This is a genomic window from Streptomyces sp. NBC_01498 (assembly GCF_036327775.1).
In the GTDB taxonomy this organism is placed as follows: domain Bacteria; phylum Actinomycetota; class Actinomycetes; order Streptomycetales; family Streptomycetaceae; genus Streptomyces.
Window position 1 is genome coordinate 947,946 of record NZ_CP109598.1, and the last position, 24,918, is coordinate 972,863.

At 74.2% G+C, this 24,918-nt stretch carries 22 protein-coding genes; 10 read left to right on the top strand and 12 right to left on the bottom strand.

What is annotated here, in order from left to right; genetic code table 11:
* Nucleotides 1-16 precede the first annotated feature (16 nt).
* From OG875_RS03570 to OG875_RS03580, 3 genes are all read left to right on the top strand, one after another.
* The gene (locus OG875_RS03570) at nt 17-988 is read left to right on the top strand and encodes a 2-dehydropantoate 2-reductase (RefSeq protein ID WP_330172744.1); all 972 of its coding nucleotides are present in this window, start codon (nt 17-19) and stop codon (nt 986-988) included.
* A 493-nt stretch (nt 989-1,481) separates the two neighbouring features.
* Nucleotides 1,482-2,321, top strand: a complete 840-nt coding sequence (fdhD, locus tag OG875_RS03575; protein ID WP_330172745.1) for a formate dehydrogenase accessory sulfurtransferase FdhD — start codon at nt 1,482-1,484, stop codon at nt 2,319-2,321.
* 613 nt (nt 2,322-2,934) lie between these two features.
* Entirely contained in the window at nt 2,935-4,758 is a 1,824-nt protein-coding gene (locus OG875_RS03580; protein WP_443079055.1) for an AMP-dependent synthetase/ligase, read from the top strand.
* Here OG875_RS03580 and OG875_RS03585 read toward each other — a convergent pair.
* From OG875_RS03585 to OG875_RS03600, 4 genes are all read right to left on the bottom strand, one after another.
* Entirely contained in the window at nt 4,700-5,767 is a 1,068-nt protein-coding gene (locus OG875_RS03585) for an AraC family transcriptional regulator (RefSeq protein ID WP_330172746.1), read from the bottom strand. The two genes, OG875_RS03580 and OG875_RS03585, sit on opposite strands and share 59 nt — an antisense overlap.
* A 37-nt stretch (nt 5,768-5,804) precedes the next feature.
* The gene (locus OG875_RS03590; RefSeq protein ID WP_330172747.1) at nt 5,805-6,107 is read right to left on the bottom strand and encodes a 4a-hydroxytetrahydrobiopterin dehydratase; all 303 of its coding nucleotides are present in this window, start codon (nt 6,105-6,107) and stop codon (nt 5,805-5,807) included.
* Nucleotides 6,104-7,429 carry an NAD(P)/FAD-dependent oxidoreductase gene (locus OG875_RS03595; RefSeq protein WP_330172748.1) on the bottom strand — a complete coding sequence of 442 codons (1,326 nt, stop codon included), beginning with the start codon at nt 7,427-7,429 and terminating at the stop codon, nt 6,104-6,106. The genes OG875_RS03590 and OG875_RS03595 overlap by 4 nt, the downstream gene beginning before the upstream one ends.
* A 203-nt stretch (nt 7,430-7,632) precedes the next feature.
* Nucleotides 7,633-9,069 carry a PQQ-dependent sugar dehydrogenase gene (locus OG875_RS03600; RefSeq protein WP_330172749.1) on the bottom strand — a complete coding sequence of 479 codons (1,437 nt, stop codon included), beginning with the start codon at nt 9,067-9,069 and terminating at the stop codon, nt 7,633-7,635.
* A gap of 304 nt (nt 9,070-9,373) precedes the next feature.
* On the opposite strand from OG875_RS03600, the gene OG875_RS03605 reads away from it, so the two are divergent.
* The gene (locus OG875_RS03605) at nt 9,374-9,991 is read left to right on the top strand and encodes an LAETG motif-containing sortase-dependent surface protein (RefSeq protein ID WP_330172750.1); all 618 of its coding nucleotides are present in this window, start codon (nt 9,374-9,376) and stop codon (nt 9,989-9,991) included.
* Nucleotides 9,992-10,204: 213 nt separating this feature from the next.
* On the opposite strand, the gene OG875_RS03610 is transcribed toward OG875_RS03605, so the two are convergent.
* From OG875_RS03610 to OG875_RS03630, 5 genes are all read right to left on the bottom strand, one after another.
* Complete coding sequence (locus tag OG875_RS03610; RefSeq protein ID WP_330172751.1) at nt 10,205-10,501, bottom strand: DUF5133 domain-containing protein; 297 nt, start codon at nt 10,499-10,501, stop codon at nt 10,205-10,207.
* 124 nt (nt 10,502-10,625) lie between these two features.
* Nucleotides 10,626-11,159 (bottom strand): type 1 glutamine amidotransferase domain-containing protein, encoded by a 534-nt coding sequence (locus OG875_RS03615; protein ID WP_330172752.1) that lies wholly within the window; start codon nt 11,157-11,159, stop codon nt 10,626-10,628.
* Nucleotides 11,160-11,305: 146 nt separating this feature from the next.
* Entirely contained in the window at nt 11,306-13,150 is a 1,845-nt protein-coding gene (locus OG875_RS03620; RefSeq protein WP_443079056.1) for a transketolase, read from the bottom strand.
* A 255-nt stretch (nt 13,151-13,405) separates the two neighbouring features.
* Nucleotides 13,406-15,529: a phage holin family protein gene (locus tag OG875_RS03625; protein ID WP_330172754.1), complete on the bottom strand. Its 2,124-nt coding sequence runs from the start codon at nt 15,527-15,529 to the stop codon at nt 13,406-13,408.
* A 169-nt stretch (nt 15,530-15,698) separates the two neighbouring features.
* Entirely contained in the window at nt 15,699-16,103 is a 405-nt protein-coding gene (locus tag OG875_RS03630) for a hypothetical protein (RefSeq protein ID WP_330172755.1), read from the bottom strand.
* A 251-nt stretch (nt 16,104-16,354) separates the two neighbouring features.
* Between OG875_RS03630 and OG875_RS03635 the strand changes: the two genes are divergently transcribed.
* Both OG875_RS03635 and OG875_RS03640 read left to right on the top strand, forming a co-directional pair.
* Entirely contained in the window at nt 16,355-17,146 is a 792-nt protein-coding gene (locus OG875_RS03635) for an MBL fold metallo-hydrolase (RefSeq protein ID WP_330172756.1), read from the top strand.
* An 11-nt stretch (nt 17,147-17,157) separates the two neighbouring features.
* Nucleotides 17,158-17,829 (top strand): DedA family protein, encoded by a 672-nt coding sequence (locus tag OG875_RS03640; protein WP_330172757.1) that lies wholly within the window; start codon nt 17,158-17,160, stop codon nt 17,827-17,829.
* 73 nt (nt 17,830-17,902) lie between these two features.
* Here the strand turns inward: OG875_RS03640 and OG875_RS03645 are convergent, their stop codons facing one another.
* The 3 genes from OG875_RS03645 to OG875_RS03655 form a co-directional block, all read right to left on the bottom strand.
* The gene (locus tag OG875_RS03645; RefSeq protein WP_330172758.1) at nt 17,903-19,213 is read right to left on the bottom strand and encodes an MBL fold metallo-hydrolase; all 1,311 of its coding nucleotides are present in this window, start codon (nt 19,211-19,213) and stop codon (nt 17,903-17,905) included.
* Nucleotides 19,214-19,300: 87 nt separating this feature from the next.
* Nucleotides 19,301-20,533, bottom strand: a complete 1,233-nt coding sequence (locus OG875_RS03650; RefSeq protein WP_330172759.1) for an aminotransferase class I/II-fold pyridoxal phosphate-dependent enzyme — start codon at nt 20,531-20,533, stop codon at nt 19,301-19,303.
* A 64-nt stretch (nt 20,534-20,597) separates the two neighbouring features.
* A complete protein-coding gene (locus tag OG875_RS03655) occupies nt 20,598-21,170 on the bottom strand; it encodes a TIGR03086 family metal-binding protein (RefSeq protein ID WP_330172760.1) in 573 nt (190 codons plus the stop codon).
* A 123-nt stretch (nt 21,171-21,293) separates the two neighbouring features.
* On the opposite strand from OG875_RS03655, the gene OG875_RS03660 reads away from it, so the two are divergent.
* The 4 genes from OG875_RS03660 to OG875_RS03675 all read left to right on the top strand — a co-directional run bounded on the left by OG875_RS03660 (nt 21,294) and on the right by OG875_RS03675 (nt 24,751).
* Nucleotides 21,294-22,799: a bifunctional phosphatase PAP2/diacylglycerol kinase family protein gene (locus tag OG875_RS03660; protein WP_330172761.1), complete on the top strand. Its 1,506-nt coding sequence runs from the start codon at nt 21,294-21,296 to the stop codon at nt 22,797-22,799.
* Entirely contained in the window at nt 22,796-23,389 is a 594-nt protein-coding gene (locus OG875_RS03665) for a GNAT family N-acetyltransferase (protein WP_330172762.1), read from the top strand. Before OG875_RS03660 ends, OG875_RS03665 begins: the two co-directional genes overlap by 4 nt.
* Nucleotides 23,390-23,475: 86 nt before the next feature.
* A complete protein-coding gene (locus OG875_RS03670; RefSeq protein ID WP_330172763.1) occupies nt 23,476-24,333 on the top strand; it encodes a class I SAM-dependent methyltransferase in 858 nt (285 codons plus the stop codon).
* 58 nt (nt 24,334-24,391) lie between these two features.
* The gene (locus tag OG875_RS03675; protein WP_330172764.1) at nt 24,392-24,751 is read left to right on the top strand and encodes a VOC family protein; all 360 of its coding nucleotides are present in this window, start codon (nt 24,392-24,394) and stop codon (nt 24,749-24,751) included.
* Nucleotides 24,752-24,918: the final 167 nt, after the last annotated feature.

Sequence of the window (24,918 nt, forward strand, 5' to 3'; positions counted from 1 at the left end):
AACGGAGAGCCCCACGGTGAAAGTCGCAGTCGTCGGCGCCGGAGCGATCGGCGCCTATGTCGGAGCCGCGCTCGATCGCGCAGGCGCCGAAGTCCATCTCATCGCCCGTGGACCGCACCTGGCGGCCATGCGCGAGCACGGAGTCCGGGTGCACAGCCCACGCGGGGACTGGACCGCGCGGGTGCACGCCACCGACAAGCCGGCCGACATCGGTCCGGTCGACTACGTGTTCCTGGGCCTCAAGGCGAACTCGTACGCGGCGTGCGGGCCGCTCGTGACGCCCCTGCTCCAGGACCACACGGCGGTCATCGCCGCCCAGAACGGCATCCCCTGGTGGTACTTCCACCGGCACGGCGGCGCGCACGACGGCCGCCGGATCGAGAGCGTCGACCCCGGCGGCTCGGTCAGCGCCGTACTCCCGCCGGACCGGGCGATCGGCTGCGTCGTCTACGCGGCGACGGAGCTGGAGGGGCCGGGAGTCGTCCGGCACCTGGAAGGCACCCGGTTCTCCATCGGCGAGCCGGACCGGTCGCTCTCGCCGCGCACCAAGGAGTTCGGCGAGGCCATGCGGGCGGGCGGCCTCAAGTGCCCGGTCGAGGCCGAACTGCGCGACGAGATCTGGATCAAGCTCCTCGGCAACATCTCCTTCAACCCGATCAGCGCGCTGACCCGCGCGACGATGCGGGAGATGTGCGTGCACGGCGGCACCCGCGCGGTCATCGAACAGATGATGAACGAGACGCTCCGGGTCGCCGAGGCACTCGGCTCCCACCCCGACATCTCCGTCGAACGCCGGCTGGCCGGCGCGGAACGGGTCGGGGACCACCGGACCTCCACACTCCAGGACCTGGAGAAGGGGAAGCCGATGGAGCTGGACGTGCTGCTCGCCGCCGTCGTCGAACTCGCCGCCATGTGCGGCGTCGAGGTGCCGACGCTCCGTACGGTCGACGCCATCTCGGACCTGCTGGCGCGGGGCGCCGCCGCGTAGGGACGGCCGCCGGGCGCCGGACGGAACGGGCCGTCCGGCGCCCGGCGCGGGGGCAGGGCTCGGGGCCGGGGGGCGGGGGTCGGCGGCCGGGGGGCGGTGGCCGGGGGGCGGGGGTCGGTGGCCGGGACTCGAAGTTCCGGGTCGAAGGCTTACGACCTGCGGCCTACGACGTGGTCCCCAGCGCCCCGTGCGCCTCCCCGGCTCCACACGCTCCGCACAAAATCCGTACGGGAGACTTCCCCTCCCCGCGACTCGACGGGATACTGTATGCAATGGCTCGGTCACCATCCATGACCACCGGGGAGCGAAACGTGGAACGCGGCACACGCGGGCGGGAACGCACAGCGACGACGCACGTCGCCCCGCACGTGCAGGACAATGAAACCGCCGAGGTCACCCGGCCGCACCAGCACCCCGGGAACCCACGCCACCCCGCACACGCAGAGCCATTACCGGAAGCAGCACACACAGCAGCACCGAGGGGAAGAACACCATGGGACGGGTCACCGAGCGCCGCCGCACCCTCCGCATCAGAGACGGAGCGGTCACCAGCCGCCCCGACACCCTCGTCGCCGAAGAACCCATGGAAATCCGGCTGAACGGCAAACCCCTCGCCATCACCATGCGCACCCCCGGCGACGACTTCGCCCTCGCCGCCGGATTCCTCGTCAGCGAAGGCGTCCTCGGCTCCGCCGACGACATCCGCTCCATCGTGTACTGCGGCGGAACCACCGACGACGGCCGCAACTCCTACAACGTCGTGGACGTCCAGCTCGCACCAGGCGTCGAACTCCCCGACATCACCCTGGAACGCAACGTCTACACCACCTCCTCCTGCGGACTGTGCGGCAAAGCCAGCCTCGACGCCGTACGCACCACGACCCGCTTCCCCCTCACCGACACTCCCCCGGTCCGCGTCGAACCCGCCCTGCTCTCCGCCCTCCCCGACCGGTTGCGGGCAGCACAGCGGGTATTCGACCGGACCGGGGGTCTCCACGCCGCGGCGCTCTTCTCCGAAGAAGGCGACCTCCTCGACGTACGCGAAGACGTCGGCCGCCACAACACCGTCGACAAACTCGTGGGCCGGGCACTCCAGCAAGGACTGCTGCCCCTCTCCCGGGTCATCCTGCTGGTGTCCGGCCGGGCCTCCTTCGAACTCGCCCAGAAAGCCGTCATGGCCGGCATCCCCGTCCTCGCGGCGGTCTCCGCGCCGTCGTCACTCGCCGTCGACCTCGCCGCCGAAACCGGACTCACCCTGGTCGGCTTCCTGCGCGGCCCCTCCATGAACGTGTACGCCGGCGACGACCGCATCGCCCTCCACAGCGAGGTGTGACACGCGACCGCTGCACGGCTGCACGGGATACGGGCCCGGCCGGCGGGGAGCGCCCCCTGCGCCGGCCGGGTCCCGGCCCCCTTTCTCCGGAGGCTCGGTCCCCCTCCGGGGCGCCTGAGCCGGCGTCGACGGTCGACCGTGCGCACCCACTCGCCTTTCCGGAAGCTCGGTCCCCCTCCGGGACGCCCAAGCGGTGTCGACGGTCGACCGTGCTCACCCACTCGTTCCTCGCGGGCTCCGCGCGCTCTCCCCTTCGACACCGACGCGCCCTTTCGGCTCACTCGCCGAGCGGGCCCCGCGCACACCGTCGGCTCACTCGCCGAGCGGGCCCCGCGCACACCATCGGCTCGCTCGCCCTCGGGGCTCCGCGTGCGCCCTTCCGGCCTGGCCAGAGGCAGGCACCGTAAGGCCGTCGTACAGATTCGGTGGAGATTCCCGCCGCCTGAGAGCGCTCCCCCGCCGGGCGTCCGCGCCCGCCCCCGACGCGGGTCCGGTGAGCCCCCTCTGACCTGGAACGATACGGAACTGCTCCACTTATCTCCGCCCCCTGCCGCCGGGCTGCCCCGTGGGGTAGCGTCACGGCGCCGTACGGAGCGCCACGAGGAGCAGGTCATTGCGCGAGTTCACTGTCCGACCCATCGCGTCCGCGCCCCGGGCTGGCGGGCTGGCGGACGCGGTGTTCGATCATGCGATGGACGATCCCGACCGGGTCGCCCTCGGCCGCAAGGGCGCGGACGGCGTCTGGCGGGACGTGAGCGCGGCCGGGTTCCGGGACGAGGTACTGGCCCTGGCGAAGGGGCTGCTGGCGCAGGGCATCCGGTTCGGCGACCGGGTCGCGCTGATGAGCCGTACCCGGTACGAGTGGACGCTCTTCGACTTCGCGCTCTGGTCGATCGGCGCCCAGCCGGTGCCGGTCTACCCCACGTCGTCCGCCGAGCAGGTCCTCTGGATCCTGTACGACGCCGACGTGTCGGCGTGCGTGGTGGAGCACGAGGACCACGCGATGACCGTCGGCTCGGTGATCGACCGGCTCCCCGGTCTGAAACGGCTGTGGCAGCTGGACGCCGGGGCCGTCGCGGAGCTGACCGGCGCGGGCGCCGGGATCGAGGACGAGGTGGTGCACCGGCACTGCCGGGCCGTGACACCCGACTCCACCGCCACGGTCGTGTACACCCCGGGCACCACCGGCCGCCCCAAGGGGTGCCTGATCAGCCACGCCAACCTGATGTTCGAGACGGACACGCTGATCGCCCGCTGGGAGCCGGTCTTCCGCTCGCGGCGCGGTGACGAGCCGTCGACGCTGCTGTTCCTGCCGCTCGCGCACATCTTCGGCCGGACGTTGGAGGTCGCGGCCGTCCGGGGCCGGGTCAAGCTCGGCCACCAGCCGGTGACGCGGGCCGCCGAACTGCTGCCGGACCTCGCCGCGTTCCGGCCGAGCTTCGTGCTGGCCGTGCCGTACATCTTCGAGCGGATCTTCCACGCCGCGCGCCGCAAGGCGGAGCGCGAAGGCCGGGCGGCGGCCTTCGACAAGGCGGTGGACGTGGCGGTCACCCACGCGGAGGCGATGGAGCACAAGGCGTTCGGGCTCGGTCCGGGACCGCCGGCGGGGCTGCGGCTCCAGCACCAGTTCTTCGACAGGACCGTGTACGCGAAGGTGCGCGAGACCATGGGCGGCCGGGTGCGGCACGCGATGTCCGGCGGCTCGGGCATGGACCGGCGGCTCGGCCTGTTCTTCGCGGGCGCCGGGGTCACCGTCTGCGAGGGGTACGGCCTGACGGAGTCGAGCGCGGCGGCGACGGCCAACCCGCCGGAGCGCACCCGCCACGGGACGGTGGGGCAGCCCCTGCCCGGCACCGGTGTGCGCATCGCGCGGGACGGCGAGGTGTGGCTGAACGGCCCGCATGTCTTCGGCGGCTATCTGAACGACCCGAAGGCGACCGACGCGGTCCTGCGCGACGGCTGGCTCGCCACCGGCGACCTCGGCTCGCTCGACGCGGACGGTTATCTGACCCTCACCGGGCGGAAGAAGGAGATCCTGGTGACGTCGGGCGGCCAGCGCGTGTCGCCGACCGCGCTGGAGGAGCGCGTACGGGCCCATCCGCTGGTCGCCCAGTGCCTGGTGGTCGGGGACGACCGGCCGTACATCGCCGCGCTGGTCACCCTGGACCAGGAGGCGGTGGACCACTGGCTCGCGATGCGCGGCAGGGGTCCGCTGCGGCCGGCGGACCTGGTGCGGGACCCCGATCTGGAACGGGAGCTGCGGCGCGCGGTGGTGGCGGCCAACACCGCCGTGTCGCGGGCCGGGTCGATCCGTACGTTCCGCATCCTGGCGCAGCCCTTCACCGAGGAACGCGGGCTGCTGACGCCGTCCATGAAGCTCAGGCGGAAGGCGATCGAGACGGCGTACGCGGTCGAGGTGGACGCGCTCTACCGCTGACCGGGGCCGGGGCGGCGGGGACGGGCGGGACCGGGGGTGCCGGGTCCGGGGGCGTGGCGGCGGGCCCCGGCTCCTGGCCGCCCGACCGGTGTTCCTGCGGGCTGACGCCCCGTACCCGCTTGAACGCCGTGCTCAGCGCGAACGAGTTGGCGTAGCCGACCTTCCGGGCGATCGCGTCGACGGTGGCGTCGGTGCGCAGCAGCAGGTCGGCGGCGAGGGAGAGCCGCAGGTCGGCGAGGTGGGCCATCGGCGACCGCCCCACCAGGGCGGTGAAGCGGCGGGCGAGCGAGGCGCGGGAGACCCCGCAGCGGGCGGCGAGCGACGCGACGGTCCAGGGGTGGGCCGGTCCGTCCTGGAGCAGCCGCAGGGCCGGGCCCACCACCGGGTCGCCCAGGGCCAGGTACCAGCCGGGCGCCGCCGCGCCGGGGCGGGAGAACCAGGCCCGCAGCACGGCGATGAGCAGCAGGTCCAGCAGCCGGTCGAGGACGACGCTCTGGCCCGGGTCGTCGCGGGAGATCTCGTCGTCCAGGATCGCCGGCAGCGGGGAGTCCCAGTCGCCGGCGGGCAGCCGCAGGACGTCGGGCAGCGCGTCCAGCAGCCGCCGGCTGACCTCGCCGTCCATCAGGTAGGTGCCGACGAGCGTCTCCGACGCGCCGTCGAGGGCGTTGCCCCAGGTCCGTACGCCGAGCCGCATGGTCTCTTCGAGCGGTTCGCCGCGCAGGGTGCGGCAGATGCCGCCGGGGCCGATGACGGCGTGCGGGGCGCGGCCGGGGGTGTCGCTGACGGTGTACCCCTCCGGGCCCCGAACGACCACGATGTCGCCGGGGCGCACCGGGACCGGCCCGGGCGCCGTGTCGTGGACGATCCACGCCTCGCCGTGGGTGACTGACATCAGGCAGAGCGGCGCGCGGTCCTCGATCCGTACGGACCACGGCGGTTCCATGACCATCCGCAGCAGGAAGGCGCCACGGGCGCGGGGCCCGTCGAGAAGTCCGGCGAGTGCGTCCATGGGACCAGGTTGCCAGGCCGGCCGCGCGGGGGCGGCCTCACTCGGCGCCGTGGGCGGGGGCGATCTCCTCGACGCGGGCGGCCAGGTCGAAGTCCCGGTCGGTGATCCCGCCGACGTCGTGCGAGTTCACCGCCACGTCGACGGTGTTGTAGCCGAGCGTCAGGTCGGAGTGGTGGTTCAACTCCTCCTGGATACGCGCCACATGGAGGACCATGGCCGCCGCGGCGAAGTGGTCGGCGAGCCGGTAGGTGCGGGTGAGCTTCCCGTACTCCACGGTCCACTCGGGCAGCGCGGGCAGCCGGTCCTCGACCTCGCGCGCCGTCAGCGATTCCTTCGTCATGGCTCATCCTTCCCGGGCCCGCCGGGGACCCTCGCCAGTTCGGGGGACGCGGTGTCGAGCGGCACCGTGTAGGAGCGTACGAGCCCGAGCTGGACGGACTGCCGGGGCAGCACCGCGTCGAGCATCCAGTCCGCGGCGACCCGCACCCGGTTCCCGCGCATGGCCGCCAGGTGGTAGCCGCGGGTGACGGCCCCGGCGAGCGGCCCGGAGAGGGGAACCCCCAGCGGGTTGGCCGCGGCCTTGACCCCGCCGAGGTCCACCAGGAACCCGAGGTCGTGGTGGAGGTACGTCTGGCGCTCCCCGTACCCGAGGGACGCGGCCACGTTGCGGCCGGCCACCTTGCCCTGGCGGGAGGCGTGCTGCGCGGTCATGGGCGTGTACGAGCCCGGCCGGGTCAGGTCGGGGACGGCGGCGGCGTCGCCGCAGGCGAACACCTCCGGGTGGCCGGGGACACCGAGCCGCGGGTCGACCAGCAGCCGCCCGTGCTCGACGGGCAGGCCGACATCGGCGACCAGCGGGTCCGGTCGTACGCCGACGCACCAGACGAGGGTCCGGGTCTCCACGAACTCCCCGTTGTCCAGCTGGACGCCCCGGCGGGTGGCCTCCCTGACGGAGGTGCCGGTGCGCACGTCGACGCCGCGCCCGCGCAGCACCCGGTCGGCGGTGCCGGACAGCCGGTGGTCCAGCTCGGGCAGGACCCGGGGCGCGATGTCGGCCAGCAGCCAGCGCGGGGCCGGCTTCCGCCCCCAGCCGGGCTGCCTGCGGATCAGGGCGTCGGTGAAAAGCTTGCCCTGGGCGGCGACCTCGGTGCCGGTGTAGCCCGCCCCGACGACCACGAAGGTGGTGCGCGCGGCGCTCTCGGCGGGGTCGCCGGCGGCGGCCAGCTCGATCTGGCGGGTGACGTGGTCGCGCAGGTACAGGGCTTCGGGCAGGCCCCGGAAGCCGTGGGCGAACTCGGCGACGCCGGGGATGGGCAGCAGCTTGTTGACGCTGCCGACGGCGAGGACCAGCCGGTCGTACGTCAGCTCGCCGCGTTCGCCCTCGGGGCCGCTGTAGCGCACCAGCCGGTTGTCCAGGTCGATGTGCCGGGCCTCGCCGAGGACGAGGCGGACGCGCGGCAGCGAGCCGGGCAGCGGGACGGCCACCCGGCGCGGTTCGAGGATTCCGGCGGCCACCTGGGGCAGCAGGGGCAGATACAGGAAGTAGTCGGTCGGGTTGAGCAGGACGACTTCGGCCTCGTCCCGTACGCGCCGCGACAGCGTACGGGCGGCCTCGAAGCCGGCGAACCCGGCTCCGACGACGACAATGCGGGAACGGCTCACGTTCGACTCCGGACTGTGGCGTTTCGGGTCGTACGGACGGCAGTGCGCGTGCCCGACCGTGACCGGGACAACGACGATCACTCTGCTTCTCGCGTCCTCGTGCCACCCGTCGGCCCACTGTCCCCCTCGCCCATTGTCCTCGCGCCCGGCCGGGACCGCGAGACGATCTCCGCGCGGTCCCGGGAGCGGTGGGCGGGCCCCGCTCAGCGTGCGTCGGTCACCTTCCAGATCGTGCCGTCGGCCTTCGCGAGGACGTACAGCTCGCCCGCGGCGTCCGTGCCGAACCGCAGGTCGACCCGGTCGTCCCCGGCCAGCTCCGCCATCGAGGTCGGGGTGCCGGCCGCGTCGAGGATCCGGAACTGGTGGACCTCGGCGAGCGGCCCGCCGCGCCGCATCTCCGCGACCTCGGAGTAGAAGATCCGGCCGCCGACGCCCTCGCCGTACACGTACTTGCCCCGCAGTCCGGGGATCTCCGTGCCCCGGTAGACGAAGCCGCCGATCAGCGCGTTGCCGCTGTCGGCGCAGGGCGCGTCCGGCGGCGGGACGTGGTCGAAGGCGGCGACCGGATACGTGTAGCCGTACTGCCCGTCGTTGTCGGGGAGTGGGTAGACGCCGCAGGTCGGGTTGCCCTCCTTGCGGTACTCGAAGGGCCCCTCCCGGTCGCTCCAGCCGAGATTGTCCCCGGCCCGGACCTCGTACACGGACTCCACCCGGTGCTCCCCGATGTTCCCGACGAACATTCGGCCGGTGCCCGCGTCCCAGCTGAAGCGGTGCGGGTCGCGGAGCCCGTACGCGTAGATCTCGCCGAGCACGTACTGCCGGTGGACGAACGGGTTGGTCGCCGGGATGCCGTACCGGCCGCCGGGGCCGTCGTCGCCGTCCGGGTCGATGCGCAGGATCTTGCCCTGGGGGACGTACAGGTCCTGCGGGACGGAGCTGCGCCAGCCCGCGCCGCCGTCGCCCGCCGCGATGTACAGCAGCCCGTAGTCCTCGTCGCCCGGACGGGAGCGGGGGTTGAAGTTGATCTCCTGGATGTCGTGGACCGTGCCCTGGAAGCCGAGGCGCATCACCTCGCGGCGCGCTCCGGTGAACTCCCCGGCGGCCGGGTCGTCGGCCGTCCACTCCGTGATCACGCTGTGGACGGCGGTGACCCCGCCGGACGGCAGGTCGGGGCGCTTGGTGGTGAGGGCGGAGCGGGCCTCGGTGTGGACGGTGTAGAACCGGCCGTTGCCGGCGAACTCCGGGTGGAACGCGACGAATCCGAAGCCGCTGCCGAGCCCCTGGTGGGACCAGAAGTCGGGTCCGACGGCCGCGCCGACGTCCAGGTACTCGGTGGGGGTGCCGGAGCCGTCCAGCAGATACAGCGGCCCGTTGAGGTCGGGGACGTACAACCGGCCCGAGCCGTCGGGGACTTCACCGGCGTAGTTGATCCGGGCCCAGCGGTTCAGCCGGTCGTCGGTCGGCGGCGGCACCGGCTCCGACCTCGGAAGCGTCGAGAATTCGTCAAGTACCAGGCCAATTTCGGAGAGCGTCGGATCGGGCAGCGGATCGGCGACCGGACCGTCCTCGCGCGCGGCGGCCGGTGGTACGAAAAGCGCCAACAGCAACGTCGCCGCCGCGACGGCCAGTTGTGCGCGCACGGTTCGTCCCGTTGTTCCGGGCTTGGGCATCCCGCTCACCTCATCGGCTCGGACGGTGCGGCTCGGACACGGCCCCGACCACACGGAACGCGCTTCCGGCGGGGCATTCGCGCCACGTTACAAACGCGCCGGGAGGGCGGCAAGGGGTCGGTGGCGGACAGGGGGACCGGGAACAGGTTTGAAGTCCAACGACCCCATGGGACGGTCAAATCGGTAGGGGCGCGTCCGGAACGGGCCCCGGATGGCGGTACTGTGCGCGCGCGCCGTCATCCTGGGCGGCGCGGTTTCATACGCGGAGGATTACGTGACTGTATTCAACAGATCGTGGCGGCGCCCCGGGGCGCTCGTGACGGTCGCGGCGGCGGGTGCGCTCGGCGCCGGCCTCTTCGCCGCCCCGGCGGTGGCGCACACCCCGGCGTGGACCGTGACCTGCTCGGAGGTGAGCGTCGATCTCGTCAACTACACCGCCGGCGCCGAGAACACGGTGACCCTGAGCGTCGACGGCAAGGACCTGCTGCCCACCGAGAAGTTCGGTGGCGAGTTCCACAAGAAGATCGAACTGCCCAAGCACGACAAGGATCTGACGCTTCACCTCGTGGTGAAGGACGGTTCGGGCAACGACGGTTCGCTGGACCAGGAGAAGACCGCTCCGGTCTGCGAGGGCACCGAGCCCGGGACCGAGCCGTCCACGACGCCGCCCGCCACCCCGCCGGCGGAGGAGCCCACTCCCGAGCCGGAGCCCAGCAAGACGACCGAGGCGGCCGAGGTTCCCTCGTCCCAGCCGAGCCCGGCCGGTGACGACCTCGCCGAGACGGGTTCGTCCAGCACCACACCGCTGATCGCGGGCGCCGCCGCCGTCATACTCGTGGCCGGCGCTGGCATCACCTGGGCCGCGCGCAAGCGCCGCACCGTGGAGAACTGACCCACCACGCGACCATCGCCGACCCCTGCCGACGGACGGCCGGCACGACCGCCGACGGACGCAGGACCGCCGCCGGGCGACGGGCACACGAGTGCTCGCCGCCCGGCGGCGGTGTCGTTCCCACGGGAGGGCGGTGACGGCGGCGACGGCGCGCCGGGTGACGCCGTCATGGCCGGGAGGCGCTCCGGGACGGCCGGGTCGTTCGGCCGTGGGCTACGCCCTTTCCTTGCTGTCGCTGCCGTGGCGACGGATCCGCGACACCGCCCGGCCCCGCGCCCGCCGCCCGGCCGGAGCCCTCCGGTCGCCGCGCGCGACCGCGCCGAGATACGACTCGGCCGCCCGCACCGCCTCGGCGACGGTGCGGTGCCCCATCAGCACGCACAGGGTGTACGCGACGTCGTCGAGCCGTCGCCGTCGTACGGGATCGTGCGGTTCCCGCAGCACCAGCCGCTCCCAGGTCCGGTAGCGGCGCAGCAGCTGGGCGAGCCCGGCCTTGTCCGGCAGAAGCATGCTCTTCTCCCGATTCCCCAGGTCGGCCCGGCGGACCGGGCGACGGAAACGAAGTCGTCCGGCTCGTCCACACTGCGCCGGTCACGGGGTGTCCGCAAGCGGACACCTTCCGCGACCGGTCCTGTCAGCCGCCGAAGACGTCGAGGAAAGCGGAGTTGAACGCCTTGAGATCGTCGGGCCTGCGGCTGGTGACCAGGGTGTTCGGCCCGTCCGTACAGATCTGGACCTGTTCGTCCACCCAGGTACCTCCCGCGTTGCCGATGTCGGTCCGCAGGCTCGGCCAGGAGGTCAGCGTCCTGCCCCGTACGACGTCCGCCTCGACCAGGGTCCAGGGGGCGTGGCAGATCGCCGCCACCGGCTTGCCCGCGTCGAAGAAGCCCTTCGTGAAGGCGACGGCGTCCTTGTCCAGCCGCAGGGCGTCCGGGTTGGCCACCCCGCCGGGCAGGACGAGCCCGTCGAAGCCGTCGACGGTGCTGTCGGCGACCGTGGCGTCCACCGGGAAGGTGTCGCCCTTGTCGAGATGGTTGAGCGCCTGCACCTCGCCGGCCTCGGTGGAGACGAGGACGGGCTCGCCGCCCGCGTCGACGACCGCCTGCCAGGGCTCGGTCAGTTCGACCTGCTCGATGCCTTCGGGTGCCACGAGAAATGCCACGCGCATGCCACTCACGCCCTTCTGTCCGCGTCTGGTTCCGTCTGTCCGTACGTCCTGCCGGTCTTCCGTCCTTGTGTCCTTCCGTCCTTGTTTCCTTCCGTCCTTGCGTGTGCTCGCCCGACGGCGTTCGCACGCCTCCGTCCGCGCCGCTCTCAGCGCACCATCGCCGTCCCGGTGAGCAGCTTCACGGCGGCGGCGATCGACTCGGCGTCGATGCCCGCCGCGCGCAGCTGCTCGTCGGGGGTCGCCGAGCCCGGCATGTTCCGGACGCCGAGCCGTACCAGCCGGGGCGCGGGGCGGCCGTCCGAGAAGACCTCGGCGACGGCGTCGCCCAGCCCGCCCTGCGGGTGGTGGTCCTCGACGCTGATCAGGCACCCGGTGTCGGCGGCGGCGGCCTGGAGGGTCACCTCGTCGGCGGGCTTGATCGAGTACATGTCGATCACCCGCACGGTGATGCCGTCGGCGGCCAGCAGATCGGCTGCCTTGAGGCACTCGTGGACGGTGACCCCGGTGCCGACGAGGGTCATCCGGTCGTCCACGGTGTGCCGGAGGATCTTGCTGCCGCCGACCGGGAACTGCTCGTCGGCGCCGTAGATCACCGGCGACTTGCCCCGCAGGGTCCGCAGATAGCTGACGCCCTCCAGCTCGGCCATGGCGGCGACGAGCCGGGTCGTCTGGTTGGCGTCGCACGGCTGGAGGACCGTACTGCCGTGCAGCGCGCGGAACATGGCGAGGTCTTCGAGCCCCATCTGGGAGGGCCCGTCCTGGCCGATGGAGACACCGGCGTGCGAGCCGACGACGCTGATCGACGCCCGGCTGACGGTGGCCATCCGCAGGAAGTCGTGCGCCCGGGTCAGGAAGGCCGCGAAGGTGGAGGCGTACGGGATCTGCCCGCAGGCCCCCATGCCGACGGCCGCCGCCACCAGCTGCTGCTCGGCGATGTAGAGCTCGAAGTAGCGCTCGGGGTGCTCCTTGGAGAAGTACTGGGTACGGGTCGAGTCGCCGACCTCGCCGTCGAGCGCCACGATGTCTCCGCGCGCGGAGCCGAGGGCGGTGAGGGCCTGCCCGTACGCGTCACGGGTGGCGATCTCGTCGCCCACGTCGAAGCGCGGCAGGTTCAGATGGCCGATCTCGGGGCGGGGTTCGGTGCCGCCCGACGAGGGCTTGCGCACGTCGACCCGCATGGACCGCCGCCCGCCCAGTTCCTCGATGGCGCGCGCGGCGTCGGGGAGGGGCTTGCCGTGCATGCCCTCCTTGTCCTCGACGGCGGCGACGCCCCGGCCCTTCTTCGTGGCGGCGATGATCGCGGTCGGCTCGCCGACCGTGGACGCCGCCTCGTCGTAGGCCGCCTCGACAGCCTCGATGTCGTGGCCGTCGACCTCGATGGTGTGCCAGCCGAAGGCGTGCAGCCTGCGGGCGTACGCGCCGATGTCCCGGCCGTGGCGGGTGGGGCCGCGCTGGCCGAGCCGGTTGACGTCGACGATCAGCGTCAGTGAGTCGAGGTGCTGGTACCCGGCGTGCTCGGCGGCCTCCCAGATCGACCCCTCGGCCATCTCGCTGTCGCCGCACAGCACCCACACCCGGTTGGGGACCCGGCCGAGCCGCTGCCCGGCGAGCGCCATCCCGACGCCCACGGGCAGGCCCTGGCCGAGCGATCCGGTGGCGACGTCCACCCAGGGGAGCCGGGGCGTGGGGTGGCCCTCCAGACGGCTGCCCTCGCGGCGGTAGGTGCGGAACTCCGACTCGTCGATGGCGCCGGCCGCCAGGTACATGGAGTACAGCAGCGGCGAGGCGTGGCCCTTGGAGAAGATCAGCCGGTCGTTCCCCGGATGTTCGGGCCGGTCGAAGTCGTACGTGAGGTGGTTGGCCAGCAGCACGGCGCCGAGGTCGGCGGCGGACATCGAGGACGTCGGATGGCCCGAGCCCGCGATGTCGGCGACGCGGACCGAGTCGACCCTGAGCTGCTGCGCCAGTTCGGTCAGTAGTTCCTTACGCATGTCACTCCTCGTCCTCACGTGGTGCGGCCGGTGCGGCGGCCGGACGGGCGGTGGACCGGCTCTCCGGGTGCCCGAGGGTGACGGCGGCACACCACGGACATACCCGTCCCGCCCCTTTTGTCCAAGACTGCCCCACCTGAGGGAACCGCGCAGAACGGTGACGGGGCGGACGGAGCGGAGGCCCGCGCAGGGGAGCGGAGGTCGGGCGCAGGGGAGCGGAGGTCGGGCGGACGGAGCGGCGACCGGGCCGGGGGCTCAGCCGGCGTCCGGCGCCGGCTCCCGCCGGGTCTCGGTGCCCGTCACCGGGGTCGTCCCGAGCGGGATCTGCGGCCCCAGGCCGTCGTACAGCCAGCGCTTGAGCACCGCGTGGACCTGCTCCGCGCCCGCCAGCGGGCCACCGCCGGGGACCGGCGCGGGCAGCGTCAGGGGCGACAGCAGGAAGGCGTTCGACTGCTCGCCGCCGAGCCCTCCGTGGGAGCCGATCTGCTCCTCGAAGGCGTGCACCCCGCCCGTCGCCGGGTCGTGGACCGAGTTGACCATGATATCCGCGACATGCGGGAAGGTGTCGGTGCGCCGGACCGCGTCGGCGGCGCCCGGCCCCATGGTGGCGAGCGGGCCGGAGTCGTCGTCCAGTTCGGCGACGGGGACCTCGGCCCCGCCGGGGCCGAGCACCACGGAACCGCCCGCCTCGCCGCGTACGAGCAGGAAGCCGATGCCCGGATGGTTGGCGAGGGTGCGCAGCAGCGAGGGGTGGCGCCGGTCGATCTGCTCGCGGCTCATCCGCTCGGGGACGTCGGGGAAGGAGATCAGCCCCAGATTCCCGGAGGCCAGCACGATCGGGTCGGAGTCCCGGGCCGGACGCCGGTCGCCGCCGCCCTCGGTCAGCTCGTCCTCGACGGGGCGGTGCAGGGCCGTCCGTACGGCGTCCCAGGCCGCGTAGCGTGCCTCGGCGCCACTGCGGGTGTGGCCCGCGCGGCGCGGTACGGGCAGTCCGCAGCCCGCCCGCACCAGGTCCCGGAGGGTGAGCCCGTAGGCGCCCCGGAAGGTCTCGCCGGGGCTCTGGCCGTGGTCGGAGAGGAGGACCAGCCGGTACGAGCGGGGCGCGTGTTCCGCGACCTTGGCCAGCAGGGCGATCGACCGGTCCAGCCGCTCCAGGACGCGGGTGGCGTCGCGGCTGTGGGGTCCGGAGTGGTGGGCGACCTCGTCGTAGGCGACGAGGTCGGCGTAGACGGCGGCGCGTCCGGCCAGCATGTCGCCGATCACCGCGGCGACGACGACGTCCCGTTCCACGACGGTCGCGAAGGCCCGGATCAGCGGGTAGAGCCCGCCCCGGCGCACCCGGGGCCGGTCGCCCCGGACCCGGGCGCGCGTCGACTGGCCGATCTCGCGGCCGACCTCGGCGACGAAGGAGACGGCCGTACGGACGGCGTTGGCCGGGTCGGTGAAGTACGCCCGGTACCCGGCCCGGGAGCGGGTGGCCCGGCCGCGCCGGGCGGCCATCGACAGGACGAGGGCGAGCTGGTCGGCGCCGCCGCTGAAGAGGTTGCCCCGGCTGGCGCCGTCGAGGGTGAGCAGCCCGGCGTCGCGGGTGCGCTCGACGGCGCGGCGCTGGAGTTCGGCCGCGCTGGCGGGCCGGTTGCTGACCATGAGCCGTCCGCTGTCCTTCTCGTACCAGCGGAAGGCGGGGACGTCGTGGTTGGTGCCGTGAAGGATGCCGAGCTGGCTGGCGCCGGTCTGGCTGGACCAGTCGGTGCGCCAGGGGGTGAGCCGGTGGGTGGGGCGTTCGCCGAGCCAGCCGGCGACGGTGGGCATGTGGCCGTCGGCGACGGCGTCGAGGAGCACCTGGTGTCCGACGCCGTCGAGCTGGAGGAAGAGCATGCCGGGCGAGACCGCCGGGCCGGGGCCGTCCTCGCCGCCCCGGCGTCTGCGGCGGCCGGCCAGGCGCGAGAGCCTGCGCCGGTAGGCGTCGTCGTCGCGCACGGCGAGCGCGGTGGAGGTCGCGGAGGCGACGGCGGACATGACGGCGGCGACGACGATCGCGTTCTCGGGGTCGGCGGCGCCACCGCCGTCGGGGGTGACCTTGAGCGCGACGAGCAGCAGCGAGCCGTTGAGGAAGAAGACCAGCAGACCGAGCAGCACGGCGGGCACGAGCAGCAGCGCGCGGACCAGGAAGGGCCAGACCAGGGCGCTGAGGAGGCCGAAGGCGCCCGCGCCCCAGGCGGCGGTGATGGCGGTCCTGGTGAGGCTGTCGTCGTCGCCCTGGAGCTGGAAGTCGGGGAGGATCCCGGCGAGCGCCAGCATGGTCAGGGCGGAGACCGCCCACACGACGGCCACCCGTACCAGGGCTCTGCCCGCCGTCCGCCCTCGCCCCTCGAACACCGCGTTGTCACCTCACGTCCAGGGCCCGCACACCTCCACGGGCTCGGTGACAGCCTGACACAGCGCGCGGCGGGCCCGGTCGCCGTCCGGGGGACGGGCCGTTCCGGCGGATCCCCGGGCGGGCCCCGGGGCGGGCCGTTCAGCAGCCGTCGTAGCCCGCGGTCGGCATTCAGCAGCCGTCGTAGCCCGCGGTCGGCATGGAGTACCTGCGGTGGACCCGGGCCTTGGACGTCGCGTCGTACGACGGTTCGTCCAGGTCCGCGGTCTCCACGGGGACGCCCCGGCGCTCGCATTCGGCGAGGAAGGCGGGCACCGAGGCCATCGCCCGGCCGAGCACGCGGTCGTTGGGGACGACGAAGGCGTCGATCGCGCCGGCCTCCACGTCGACCCAGAGGCCGCAGTGGTCGGAGCGGGTCCGGTAGAGGAGCAACTGGCGGGTGACGACATGGCCCTTGTCGGCGGCCCACCGCGCGCACATGGCCTGCTGGCCCCGGACGTCCACCAGGAACGGCTCGCGGTCGAGTTCTTCGAGCGGGGTGAGGCTGGCTATGGCCGCCACGCGTAAGTCGCCCATCCGGAAGGCCCCCCGTTCCGCCGCACCCGACCGCTGCCCCGAAGTCGCCCCCTGTTCCCCGGTGTTCGACGACCCTACTCCGGTCGGGCCGTCTTAAGGAGGCGCGTACCGGGCAGATGCGGGCGCACGGAGATGCCGTGGGCGTACGCCCTCCGGAGCGCGGGGCGCGGACGGGACGGGCCGGTGGAGTCCCGGCCGCCGGGCGCCCGCCGTACGCTGAGAGTCGATACGGACGGAGTTGAGGTCCCGCTGTGGGAAACGTCATCACCTGGTGGGGGCATGCCACCTGCACGGTCGAGGACTCCGGTGTCCGGGTACTGACCGACCCGCTGTTCGCCCGGCGGCTCGCCCATCTGCGGCGCCGGCGCGGTGAGGTGCCACCGCCGGAGGCCGCCGTCGCGGACGCCGTGCTGGTCTCGCATCTGCACTCCGACCATCTGCATCTGCCGTCGCTGGCCAGGCTCGCCCCCGGCACGCGGCTGATCGTGCCGCGCGGCGCGCGGCGGGCGGTGCACGGCCTGCGGCGGCTCGACGCCGCGTGCCGCCGGGGCGGGCTGCGGATCACCGAGGTCGACGCGGGTGACGAGGTGGAGATCGGTCCGCTGTGGGTGCGGGCGGTGCCCGCCTCCCACGACGGGCGGCGGCTGCCGGTCGGACCGCAGCGCGCACCCGCGCTCGGCTACGTCATCACCGGTGAGCGCCGCACCTACTTCGCGGGCGACACCGGGCTGTTCGACGAGATGGCGGACGTGGTGGGCCCGGTCGACGTGGCGCTGCTGCCGGTGGGCGGCTGGGGGCCGCATCTGGGCCACGGTCATCTGAACGCCGGCCGCGCGGCGGAGGCGCTGGCCCGGCTCGCGCCGGACGCCGCCGTGCCGGTGCACTACGGCACGTACTGGCCGATCGGTCTGGACGGGGTGAGACCGCACGAATTCCATTCGCCGGGCGACGAGTTCGTCCGCCTGGCGGCCCGGTGCGCGCCCGGGGTCGCGGTGCACCGGCTGGCGCACGGCGAGAGCGTCCGGCCGGGGGCCGGCCGGTGATCGACCAGCTCATGAGCCAGTTCCCGTCGGAGTCCGCGCAGCAGGCCGTCACGTATCCGTCGCTGTTCCTGCTCGTGGCGCTGGGCGCCCTGGTGCCGGTGGTGCCGACGGGGGCCCTGGTGAGTTCGGCGGCGGTCGTCGCGTTCCATCAGACGTCGCCGCTCGCGCTGCTGCTCATCTTCGTCGTGGCGTCGTTCGCGGCGTTCCTGGGGGACATCGCGCTGTACTGGCTGGGGCGGCGGGGGGTCAACTCGAAGAACGGCTCACGGTGGCTGGCGGCCCTGGAGCGGCGGGTCTCCGACGAGACGCTCGAACAGACGCAGCGCAAGCTGCGGGAGCACGGCGTGACGGTGCTGGTGCTGTCGCGGCTGGTGCCCGCCGGGCGGATACCGGTGATGCTGGCTTGTCTGCTCGCCCGGTGGCCGACGCCGAGGTTCGTCAAGGGCGCGCTGCCCGCGTGTCTGGCGTGGGCGGCGACGTACCAGCTGATCGGCATCCTCGGCGGGTCGCTGTTCGACGAGCCGTGGGAGGGCGTGCTGGCGGCGGTGGCGCTGACGGTACTGATCAGCGGCGCCCCGGCGGCATGGCGCAGACTGCGGACCGGCCGGGCGGCGGACGCGGCGGAGGGCGGGGGCAACGGCGGCCCGGAGGGGCCGGCGGAGCCGGACGGTCAGCGGGCCTGAGGGCATCGGCGCGGCCCGCCGGTCGGCGGGGGTGTGAGGGCATCGGCGCGGCCCGGCGGTCGGCGGTCAGCGGTCAGCGGGTGTGCGGGACCGTCAGGACGCGTGAGCCGCCGACGGGCAGGTCCCAGAGCTGCTCGCGCGGTCGCCCGGTGCGCTCCCACGCGGCCCTGACCCGCGTCAGCGGCTCCAGGACCGGCTCGGCCGACAGCACGAACGTCGCCCAGTGCATGGGGGCCATGTGCCGCGCGCCCACGTCCTGGCAGGCCCGTACGGCCTCCTCCGGGTCGGTGTGGACGTCGCGCAGCCACCAGCGCGGGTCGTACGCCCCGACGGGCAGCAGCGCGAGGTCGACGCCGGGGTACCGGCGGCCGATCTCCCGGAACCAGTGCCCGTAGCCGGAGTCCCCGGCGAAGTAGACGCGCCCGCCGGTCGCGCCGTCCGTGAGGACCCAGCCGCCCCACAGGGAGCGGCAGGTGTCGGTGAGGGTCCGTTTCGACCAGTGGTGGGCGGGGACGAAGTCGAACCGTACGGCGGCGCCCTCGCCCGCCGGCAGTTCGGCCGCCTCCCACCAGTCGAGTTCGGTGACCCGGGTGAAGCCGCGCCGCCGGCACCAGCGGGCGAGCCCGGCGGGCACGAACAGCGGGGTGTTCCCCGGCAGCCTCCGCAGGGTGGGCGCGTCGAGATGGTCGTAGTGGTTGTGGCTGATGACGACCGCGTCGACGGGCGGCAGGTCCTCCCAGCGGACCCCGACGGGGGTGATCCGCGCGGGCGTGCCCAGGATGCGCCGCGACCACACCGGGTCGGTCAGGACGGTCAGCCCGCCGATACGGATCACCCAACTCGCGTGCCCCGCCCAGGTGACGGCCACGGTCCGGGTGTCCGCGGCGGGCAGCGGCGCCGGCGCGAACGGCAGCAGCGGTACGGCGTCGAGGGCGCCCCGGCCGGGCCGTGCGGCACCCTCGCGGGCGAGCCGCGCCATGGCCCGGACACCGGGAAGCGGGGCGGTCAGCCGGTCGGCGAAGGAACGGGGCCAGGGCCCGCGGATCTCACCGACCGGGCGGAGTACGCCGCCGGGGCGGGCGGTGTGCGCGGGCCCGGCGGGGGCGGGGTTGCCGGCGCGCACGGCCCCGGCAGGACCAGGATTCTCGGCGCGCGCCGCCCCGGCAGGAGTGGGTTGGTCGGCCTGCGCCGCCCCGGCAGGACCAGGGTTGTCGGCCGGGGCGGGCCCGGCGGGGGCGGCCCCAGCGGGAGCCGGGTTGCCGGCGCGCGGGGCCCCGGCAGGACCAGGGTCGTCGGCCTGTGGCGCCCCGGCGGGAGCGGGCCCGGCGGGGGCGGGGGTCGTGCCGGGGCCGGTGTCGTCCGTCCGATCGGTCTGATCCGTCATCGGGGCTCCGTTCGGCGCGGTACGACACGTGGGGGCGGTGGTACGGGCTGTCCGCCCCGGACGGTGGTACGGGGTGGCGGGCGGGGCTCAGCGCGGTTCCCCCAGGGCCGCCGTCAAAATGCTCAGCGCTTCGGCGACCTGGGGCAATTCCAGGGGATCCACTGCGGTGAGTGCCTCCATCCGCCCCTCCGGGTTCGGCCCGAGCAGCGGGGCGGTGGCGAGCCGCACCCGCAGGGCGCCCGGTTCGTCCCCGAACCGGTGCCCACCGGGCACGGGTGTGCCGAGCCGTTCGCCCAGGTACTCCTCCAGTTCTGTCGAGTCGCCCACCCCCCGGGCACCCAGGCCGCGCCGCAGCGGTCCGAGGTCCGCGTACAGATGGCGCCCCGCGCGGGGCGGCCGGGCGAGCGCCCCGGCGGCGAGGACGGCCCGGTGGGCGGCGTCCGCCACGCGCGCGTGCAGCGCGGCGGTGGCGGCGGTCCGCGCGGTCACGGCCTCCGGTTCGTCCAGCGCGCGGCTCGCGGCGGCGGCGACCGGCCCGGCGACGAGCGCGCCCAGCGCCGTGAGACGGTCCACCGTCCGGGCCCGGTGGGCGGCCCCGGCGGGTGTGGCGGGGAAGCGCGCGACGGCGGCGGGCCAGGACGCGGGGGTGAGCGCGCCCGCCAGGTCGAAGAGGACCGTGACGTCGTCGGGCCACATCTCGGCGGGGCTGAGCGGCACCGTCTCCCGGGGTGGGTGCAGGGTGTCGCGCCACGTCTCGTCGCTGACGATGTGCAGGCCCTCGCCGACGGCCGCCTCGCACGCCTCCCGGAGCAGTTCGGGCGGGGCGACGGTGCCGGTGGGGTCGTCGGCGAGGGAGAGCAGCAGCAGCCGGGGTGTGCCGCCCTCGGCCCGTACCCGGCGCACCGTCTCCAGGAGGGCGTACGGATCGGGTATGCCGCCGCACTCCGCCGGGACGGGCACCGGGAAGACCGGGCGGCCCAGCAGCCGGGCCAGCGGCCCCCAGGACGCCGGGTGCGGGCGCGGCATGAGGATGTCGCCGCCGTGCGCGGCGAGCACCGAGAGGAGCAGCGGCCGGGCACCGGCCGCGACAGCGACCTCCGGAGGGTGGGTGAGCAGTCCGCGCCGCGACCAGTAGCCGCAGGCCGCCTCGCGCAGCACCGGTCCGCCGCCGGGCGGTTCGGGCAGCGTACGGGCGGCGGCCCCGGCGAGCACCTCGACCAGTTCCGGCAGCGCGGGCAGGCCCGTGTCCGGGGCGAACGGCCCGTACCGTACGGGGCCGTGACCCTCGTGGCCGCCGCCCGCCGAACCCGTCGTCCCCATGCCCGCCACCTCCCGGCCCCCGGCGTTCGCGGACGGCGCCGCGGCGCCGCTGGTCGGCCCCGGCCTACGCCCGGCGCCCCACCATCGCCAGCAGGCGCGTCTGGTCGTCGGCGCCCCGCGGCGGGTCCAGGGGCGGGTCGAACAGGCCGCTCCCGGAGAGGCTGTCCGCGTACGGCTCGACCTCGCCGAGCGCGAAGTCCACCAGGTCCCGGGGCAGCCGGTCGTCGGCGCCGATCCCGCGCGACAGGTCCCAGGCGTGCACCACCGCGTCGAGCACCATCTGCGAGCAGTAGGCGCCGGCGCCGGTCTCCCCGTACGAGAGCGGCACCGCCCGGTCCATCGCGCCCCGTTCGCCGAACGCCGCGCGGGCCGCCGCCGCGGCGCGGTCCCAGACACCGACCGGGTCGTCGCCGAGGACGTCGCCGTCGAAGGCGTCGCCCACCTCGGCCATGGTCCGGCCCTCGCTCACCAGCGGGGGCACCCACAGCTGTTCGACGGTCAGATGGTTCACCAGGTCGCGTACGGACCACCCCTCGCAGGGCGTCCGCGCGGCCCACCGGTCCGCGCCGACCGCGTGCACCCGGTCGGTGAAGAGGTCGAGCGCCTCGGCGTGCCGGTCGAGCAGTGAGTCGTCCATGTCCCCACTCTCCCCGGACGCCGGGGAGGACGCGAGCGGGGCCGGTCAGGGCCTGTTTCCGCCCCGGGCCCGGCCTCCTGCGGAGACTGCTTGGGGCCGCGCCGTACGGGGTACTCGCGTTCCATGTCTGACATCCACGCGGGCCGCCGTACCCCGGTCGATCCCGGCACCCGGGCCCGGGTCGCCGCGCTGCTCACCGGCTGGGACCAGAGCGTCTTCCGGTCGGCGGCGAACCGTCACTGGCCGGGCGCCGAACCCGTACTGCCCCGGCTCAGCCGCTCCGCCAACCACGGCCTCCTCTGGTTCGGCGCCGCCGCCGGCATCGCCCTCCTCGGGCGCGGCCAGCGCTCCCGGCGGGCCGCCCTGCGCGGGGTCGCCTCGCTGGCCGTGGCCTCGGCCGCCATCAACACCGTCGGCAAGCGGTCGGTGCAGCGCCGCAGGCCCGTCCTGGACGCCGTGCCGGTCATACGGCAGCTGAAGCGGCAGCCCTTCACCACGTCATTCCCGTCCGGGCACGCCGCGTCGGCCGCCGCGTTCGCCACGGGTGTCGCGCTGGAGTCGAAGGGCTGGGGCGCGGTGGTGGCGCCGATCGCGTTCTCCGTGGCGGCGTCCCGCGTCTACACGGGTGTGCACTATCCGAGTGATGTGCTGGTGGGCGCCGCGCTGGGGGTGGGCGCGGCGTACGCGGTCCGGGGCATCGTGCCGACCCGCTCCCAGCTGCCCTCGCCGGGCCGGCCGCACGCGCAGGCACCGGAGACGCCGGACGGCGAGGGCCTGGTGGTGATCGTCAACCGGGCCTCGGGATCGTCGGACATGGCGAACGGGCTGCGCGCCACGCTGCCGCTCGCGGAGTTCGTGGAGTGCGAACCCGACGAGGTGAACACGGAGCTGGAGAAGGCGGCGGGGCGGTGCGAGGCGCTCGGCATCGTCGGCGGCGACGGGACCGTCAACCGGGCCGCGGTGGTGGCGGCCCGGCACCGGCTGCCGCTGGCGGTGTTCCCCGGCGGCACGCTGAACCACTTCGCGTACGACCTCGGCATCGAGAACGGCCAGGACACCTGCCGCGCGCTGGCGGCGGGCGACGCGGTCCGCGTCGACCTGGGGCGGTTCACCGGGCCCGACGGGGTGAGCGGTCACTTCCTCAACACCTTCAGCCTGGGCGTCTATCCGGAGCTGGTGCGGGTGCGCGAGCACTGGGCGCCCCGGATCGGCGGCTGGCCCGCCGGGGTGGTGGCCGCCGCGAAGGTGCTGCGCGGCGAGCACCAGCTGGAGGCGGGGTTCGACGGCCGGCGGCGGTCGCTGTGGATGCTGTTCGCCGGGAACGGCATCTACCAGCGCTTCGGGTTCACCCCCGGCCACCGGCTCGACCTGGCGGACGGGCTGCTGGACGTACGGATCGTGCACGGCGGCAGCTACCCGAGTCTGCGGCTGCTGGCAGCGGCGGCGGCCGGTCCGCTGAGCCGGTCGCCGGTGCACGCGGCGGAGCGGATGCGGCGGGTACGGATCACCGGGATCGCGCCCGGTACGCCGCTGGCCTTCGACGGCGAAGTCGCCGAATCGCCGCGCGAGTTGATCATCGACAAGGGCGAGGAGGCGCTGACGGTCTACCGTCCGCGCACGTTCCAGTGACCCCCGGCCGCGGGCCCGATCCCGCACCCGCACCCCCTCCCGCGACCGATCCCTTCCTGCTCACCGCGCGTCTGCGGCTCCGCGACTGCGCCGAGGCCGATCTGGACCGGCTGCTGGCACTGGACAACGACCCCGGGGTGAAGCGCTTCATCGACGGCGGGATGCCCGCGGCGCCCGACACCTTCCGGGCCGAGGCACTGCCCCGGCTGCTCGGGCGCGGCTTCTGGGCGGCGGAGGAGCGGGCCACCGGCGCGTTCCTCGGCTGGTTCGAACTGCGACCGCTGAACGACACCGGCTGGGAGGCGGTGGAGCTGGGCTACCGGCTGCACCGGGCGGTCTGGGGACGGGGTTACGCCACGGAGGGCGCCCGCGCGCTGGTGCGCAAAGCGTTCACCGAACTCGGCACCCGGCAGGTCACGGCCACCACCATGACGGTCAACGGGGCGTCCCGGCGGGTCATGGAGAAGGCCGGGCTGCGTCACATCCGTACGTATGTCGAGGAGTGGCCCGAGGTCATCGAGGGGTCGGAGCACGGCGACGTGGAGTACGCGCTCACCCGTGAGGAGTGGATGTGCACACCGGCGTCCTAGCCGCATCCTGAGACGCCGGTCTCATATACCGGGTGGGCGGCGTACCGTGACCGGGACCGGAAGGCGTCACGGAAGGAACCACGGTCATGCCGCGAGAGGCGCGCGGGACGAGAGAAGAGACGAAGGACGAGACGAGCGGGACCGCCGTCTACACCCACGGCCACCACGAGTCGGTCCTGCGCTCGCACCGCTGGCGCACGGCCGCCAACTCCGCGGCGTATCTGCTCCCCGCGCTCCGTTCGGGTCTCGACGTACTGGACGTGGGCTGCGGCCCCGGCACCGTCACCGCCGATCTGGCCGCGCTGGTGGCGCCCGGCACGGTGACCGCCGTCGACACGACGGCGGACGTGCTGGAGGGGGCGCGCGAGGAGGCCGGGGCGCGCGGCGCCGACAACGTCCGCTTCGCGGTCGCCGACGTCCACGCGCTGGACTTCCCCGACGACTCGTTCGACGTCGTCCACGCCCACCAGGTACTCCAGCACGTCGGGGATCCGGTACGGGCGCTGCGCGAGATGCGCCGGGTGTGCCGGCCCGGCGGCACCGTCGCGGTGCGGGACAGCGACTACGGCGCGTTCACCTGGTTCCCGGCGTCGCCGGGCCTGGACGGCTGGCGGGACCTGTACCGCCGGGTGGCCCGCGCCAACGGCGGGGAGCCCGACGCGGGCCGCGCCCTGCGCGCCTGGGCCCGCCGCGCGGGCTTCGCGGACACCGACCTCACGTCCACGGCGGCGACCTGGTGTTTCGCCACCCCGGAGGAGCGCGCCTGGTGGAGCGGTCTGTGGGCGGAGCGGACCACCGACTCGGTGTACGCGGAGCTGGCGGTGGCGGGCGGCCACGCGGACCAGGAGGCGCTGTCCGGGATCGCGGCGGCCTGGCGCGCGTGGGGCGCCGACCCCGACGGGTGGTTCATGGTCCCGCACGGCGAACTCCTGTGCCGCGTATGAGGGTTGGTTCCCGGAGGTTCATGGTCGCGACCGGGACTGCTTCGCTACCCTCACCGGTATGGAAATCCTGGGAACCACGCTGCGCATCTGCGTCGACGACCTGGAGACCTCGGTCGCCTTCTACGAACGGCTGACCGGCACTCCCGCGCTCCGTTTCGAGCGCGGCGGGGTCTCCGCCGCCGCCGTCAGTTGCTTCCTGTTGATGAGCGGTCCGGCGGAGGAGATCGAGGTGCTGCGCAAGGTCACCGCGACGATCGCCGTGAAGGACGTGGACGAGGCGTACGCCGCGCTCACGGGCGTCGGCGCCCAGGTCCTCGCGGGCCCGGTGCCCACCCCGGCGGGCCGCAACCTGATCGCCGTCCACCCGGACGGCTCCGTCTTCGAGTACGTGGACCGCAACCCGGCCCCGACCGGCTGAGCCCAGCTCCGAGCGGTCAGGCCCGAACCGGCCCCTGACGCCGGCCTCACGAGCGAGACCGGCCGGGAGCAACCGGTCTCAGCCCGACCGGCTGAGCCCGGCTCCCAGCGGTCAGGCCCGAACCGGTCCCTGAGCCCGGCCGCGTGAACCTGATCGGCCGGGCCCGA

Bases quoted from the DNA above. Each gene is read 5' to 3' on its own strand.
- fdhD (WP_330172745.1), top strand. From the start codon at position 1,482: ATGGGACGGGTCACCGAGCGCCGCCGCACCCTCCGCATCAGAGACGGA.
- OG875_RS03585 (WP_330172746.1), bottom strand. From the start codon at position 5,767: ATGGACGCACTCGCCGGACTTCTCGACGGGCCCCGCGCCCGTGGCGCC.
- OG875_RS03590 (WP_330172747.1), bottom strand. From the start codon at position 6,107: ATGACGAAGGAATCGCTGACGGCGCGCGAGGTCGAGGACCGGCTGCCC.
- OG875_RS03610 (WP_330172751.1), bottom strand. From the start codon at position 10,501: ATGCTTCTGCCGGACAAGGCCGGGCTCGCCCAGCTGCTGCGCCGCTAC.
- OG875_RS03615 (WP_330172752.1), bottom strand. From the start codon at position 11,159: ATGCGCGTGGCATTTCTCGTGGCACCCGAAGGCATCGAGCAGGTCGAA.
- OG875_RS03620 (WP_443079056.1), bottom strand. From the start codon at position 13,150: ATGCGTAAGGAACTACTGACCGAACTGGCGCAGCAGCTCAGGGTCGAC.
- OG875_RS03630 (WP_330172755.1), bottom strand. From the start codon at position 16,103: ATGGGCGACTTACGCGTGGCGGCCATAGCCAGCCTCACCCCGCTCGAA.
- OG875_RS03640 (WP_330172757.1), top strand. From the start codon at position 17,158: ATGAGCCAGTTCCCGTCGGAGTCCGCGCAGCAGGCCGTCACGTATCCG.
- OG875_RS03645 (WP_330172758.1), bottom strand. From the start codon at position 19,213: ATGACGGATCAGACCGATCGGACGGACGACACCGGCCCCGGCACGACC.
- OG875_RS03650 (WP_330172759.1), bottom strand. From the start codon at position 20,533: ATGGGGACGACGGGTTCGGCGGGCGGCGGCCACGAGGGTCACGGCCCC.
- OG875_RS03655 (WP_330172760.1), bottom strand. From the start codon at position 21,170: ATGGACGACTCACTGCTCGACCGGCACGCCGAGGCGCTCGACCTCTTC.
- OG875_RS03660 (WP_330172761.1), top strand. From the start codon at position 21,294: ATGTCTGACATCCACGCGGGCCGCCGTACCCCGGTCGATCCCGGCACC.
- OG875_RS03670 (WP_330172763.1), top strand. From the start codon at position 23,476: ATGCCGCGAGAGGCGCGCGGGACGAGAGAAGAGACGAAGGACGAGACG.
- OG875_RS03675 (WP_330172764.1), top strand. From the start codon at position 24,392: ATGGAAATCCTGGGAACCACGCTGCGCATCTGCGTCGACGACCTGGAG.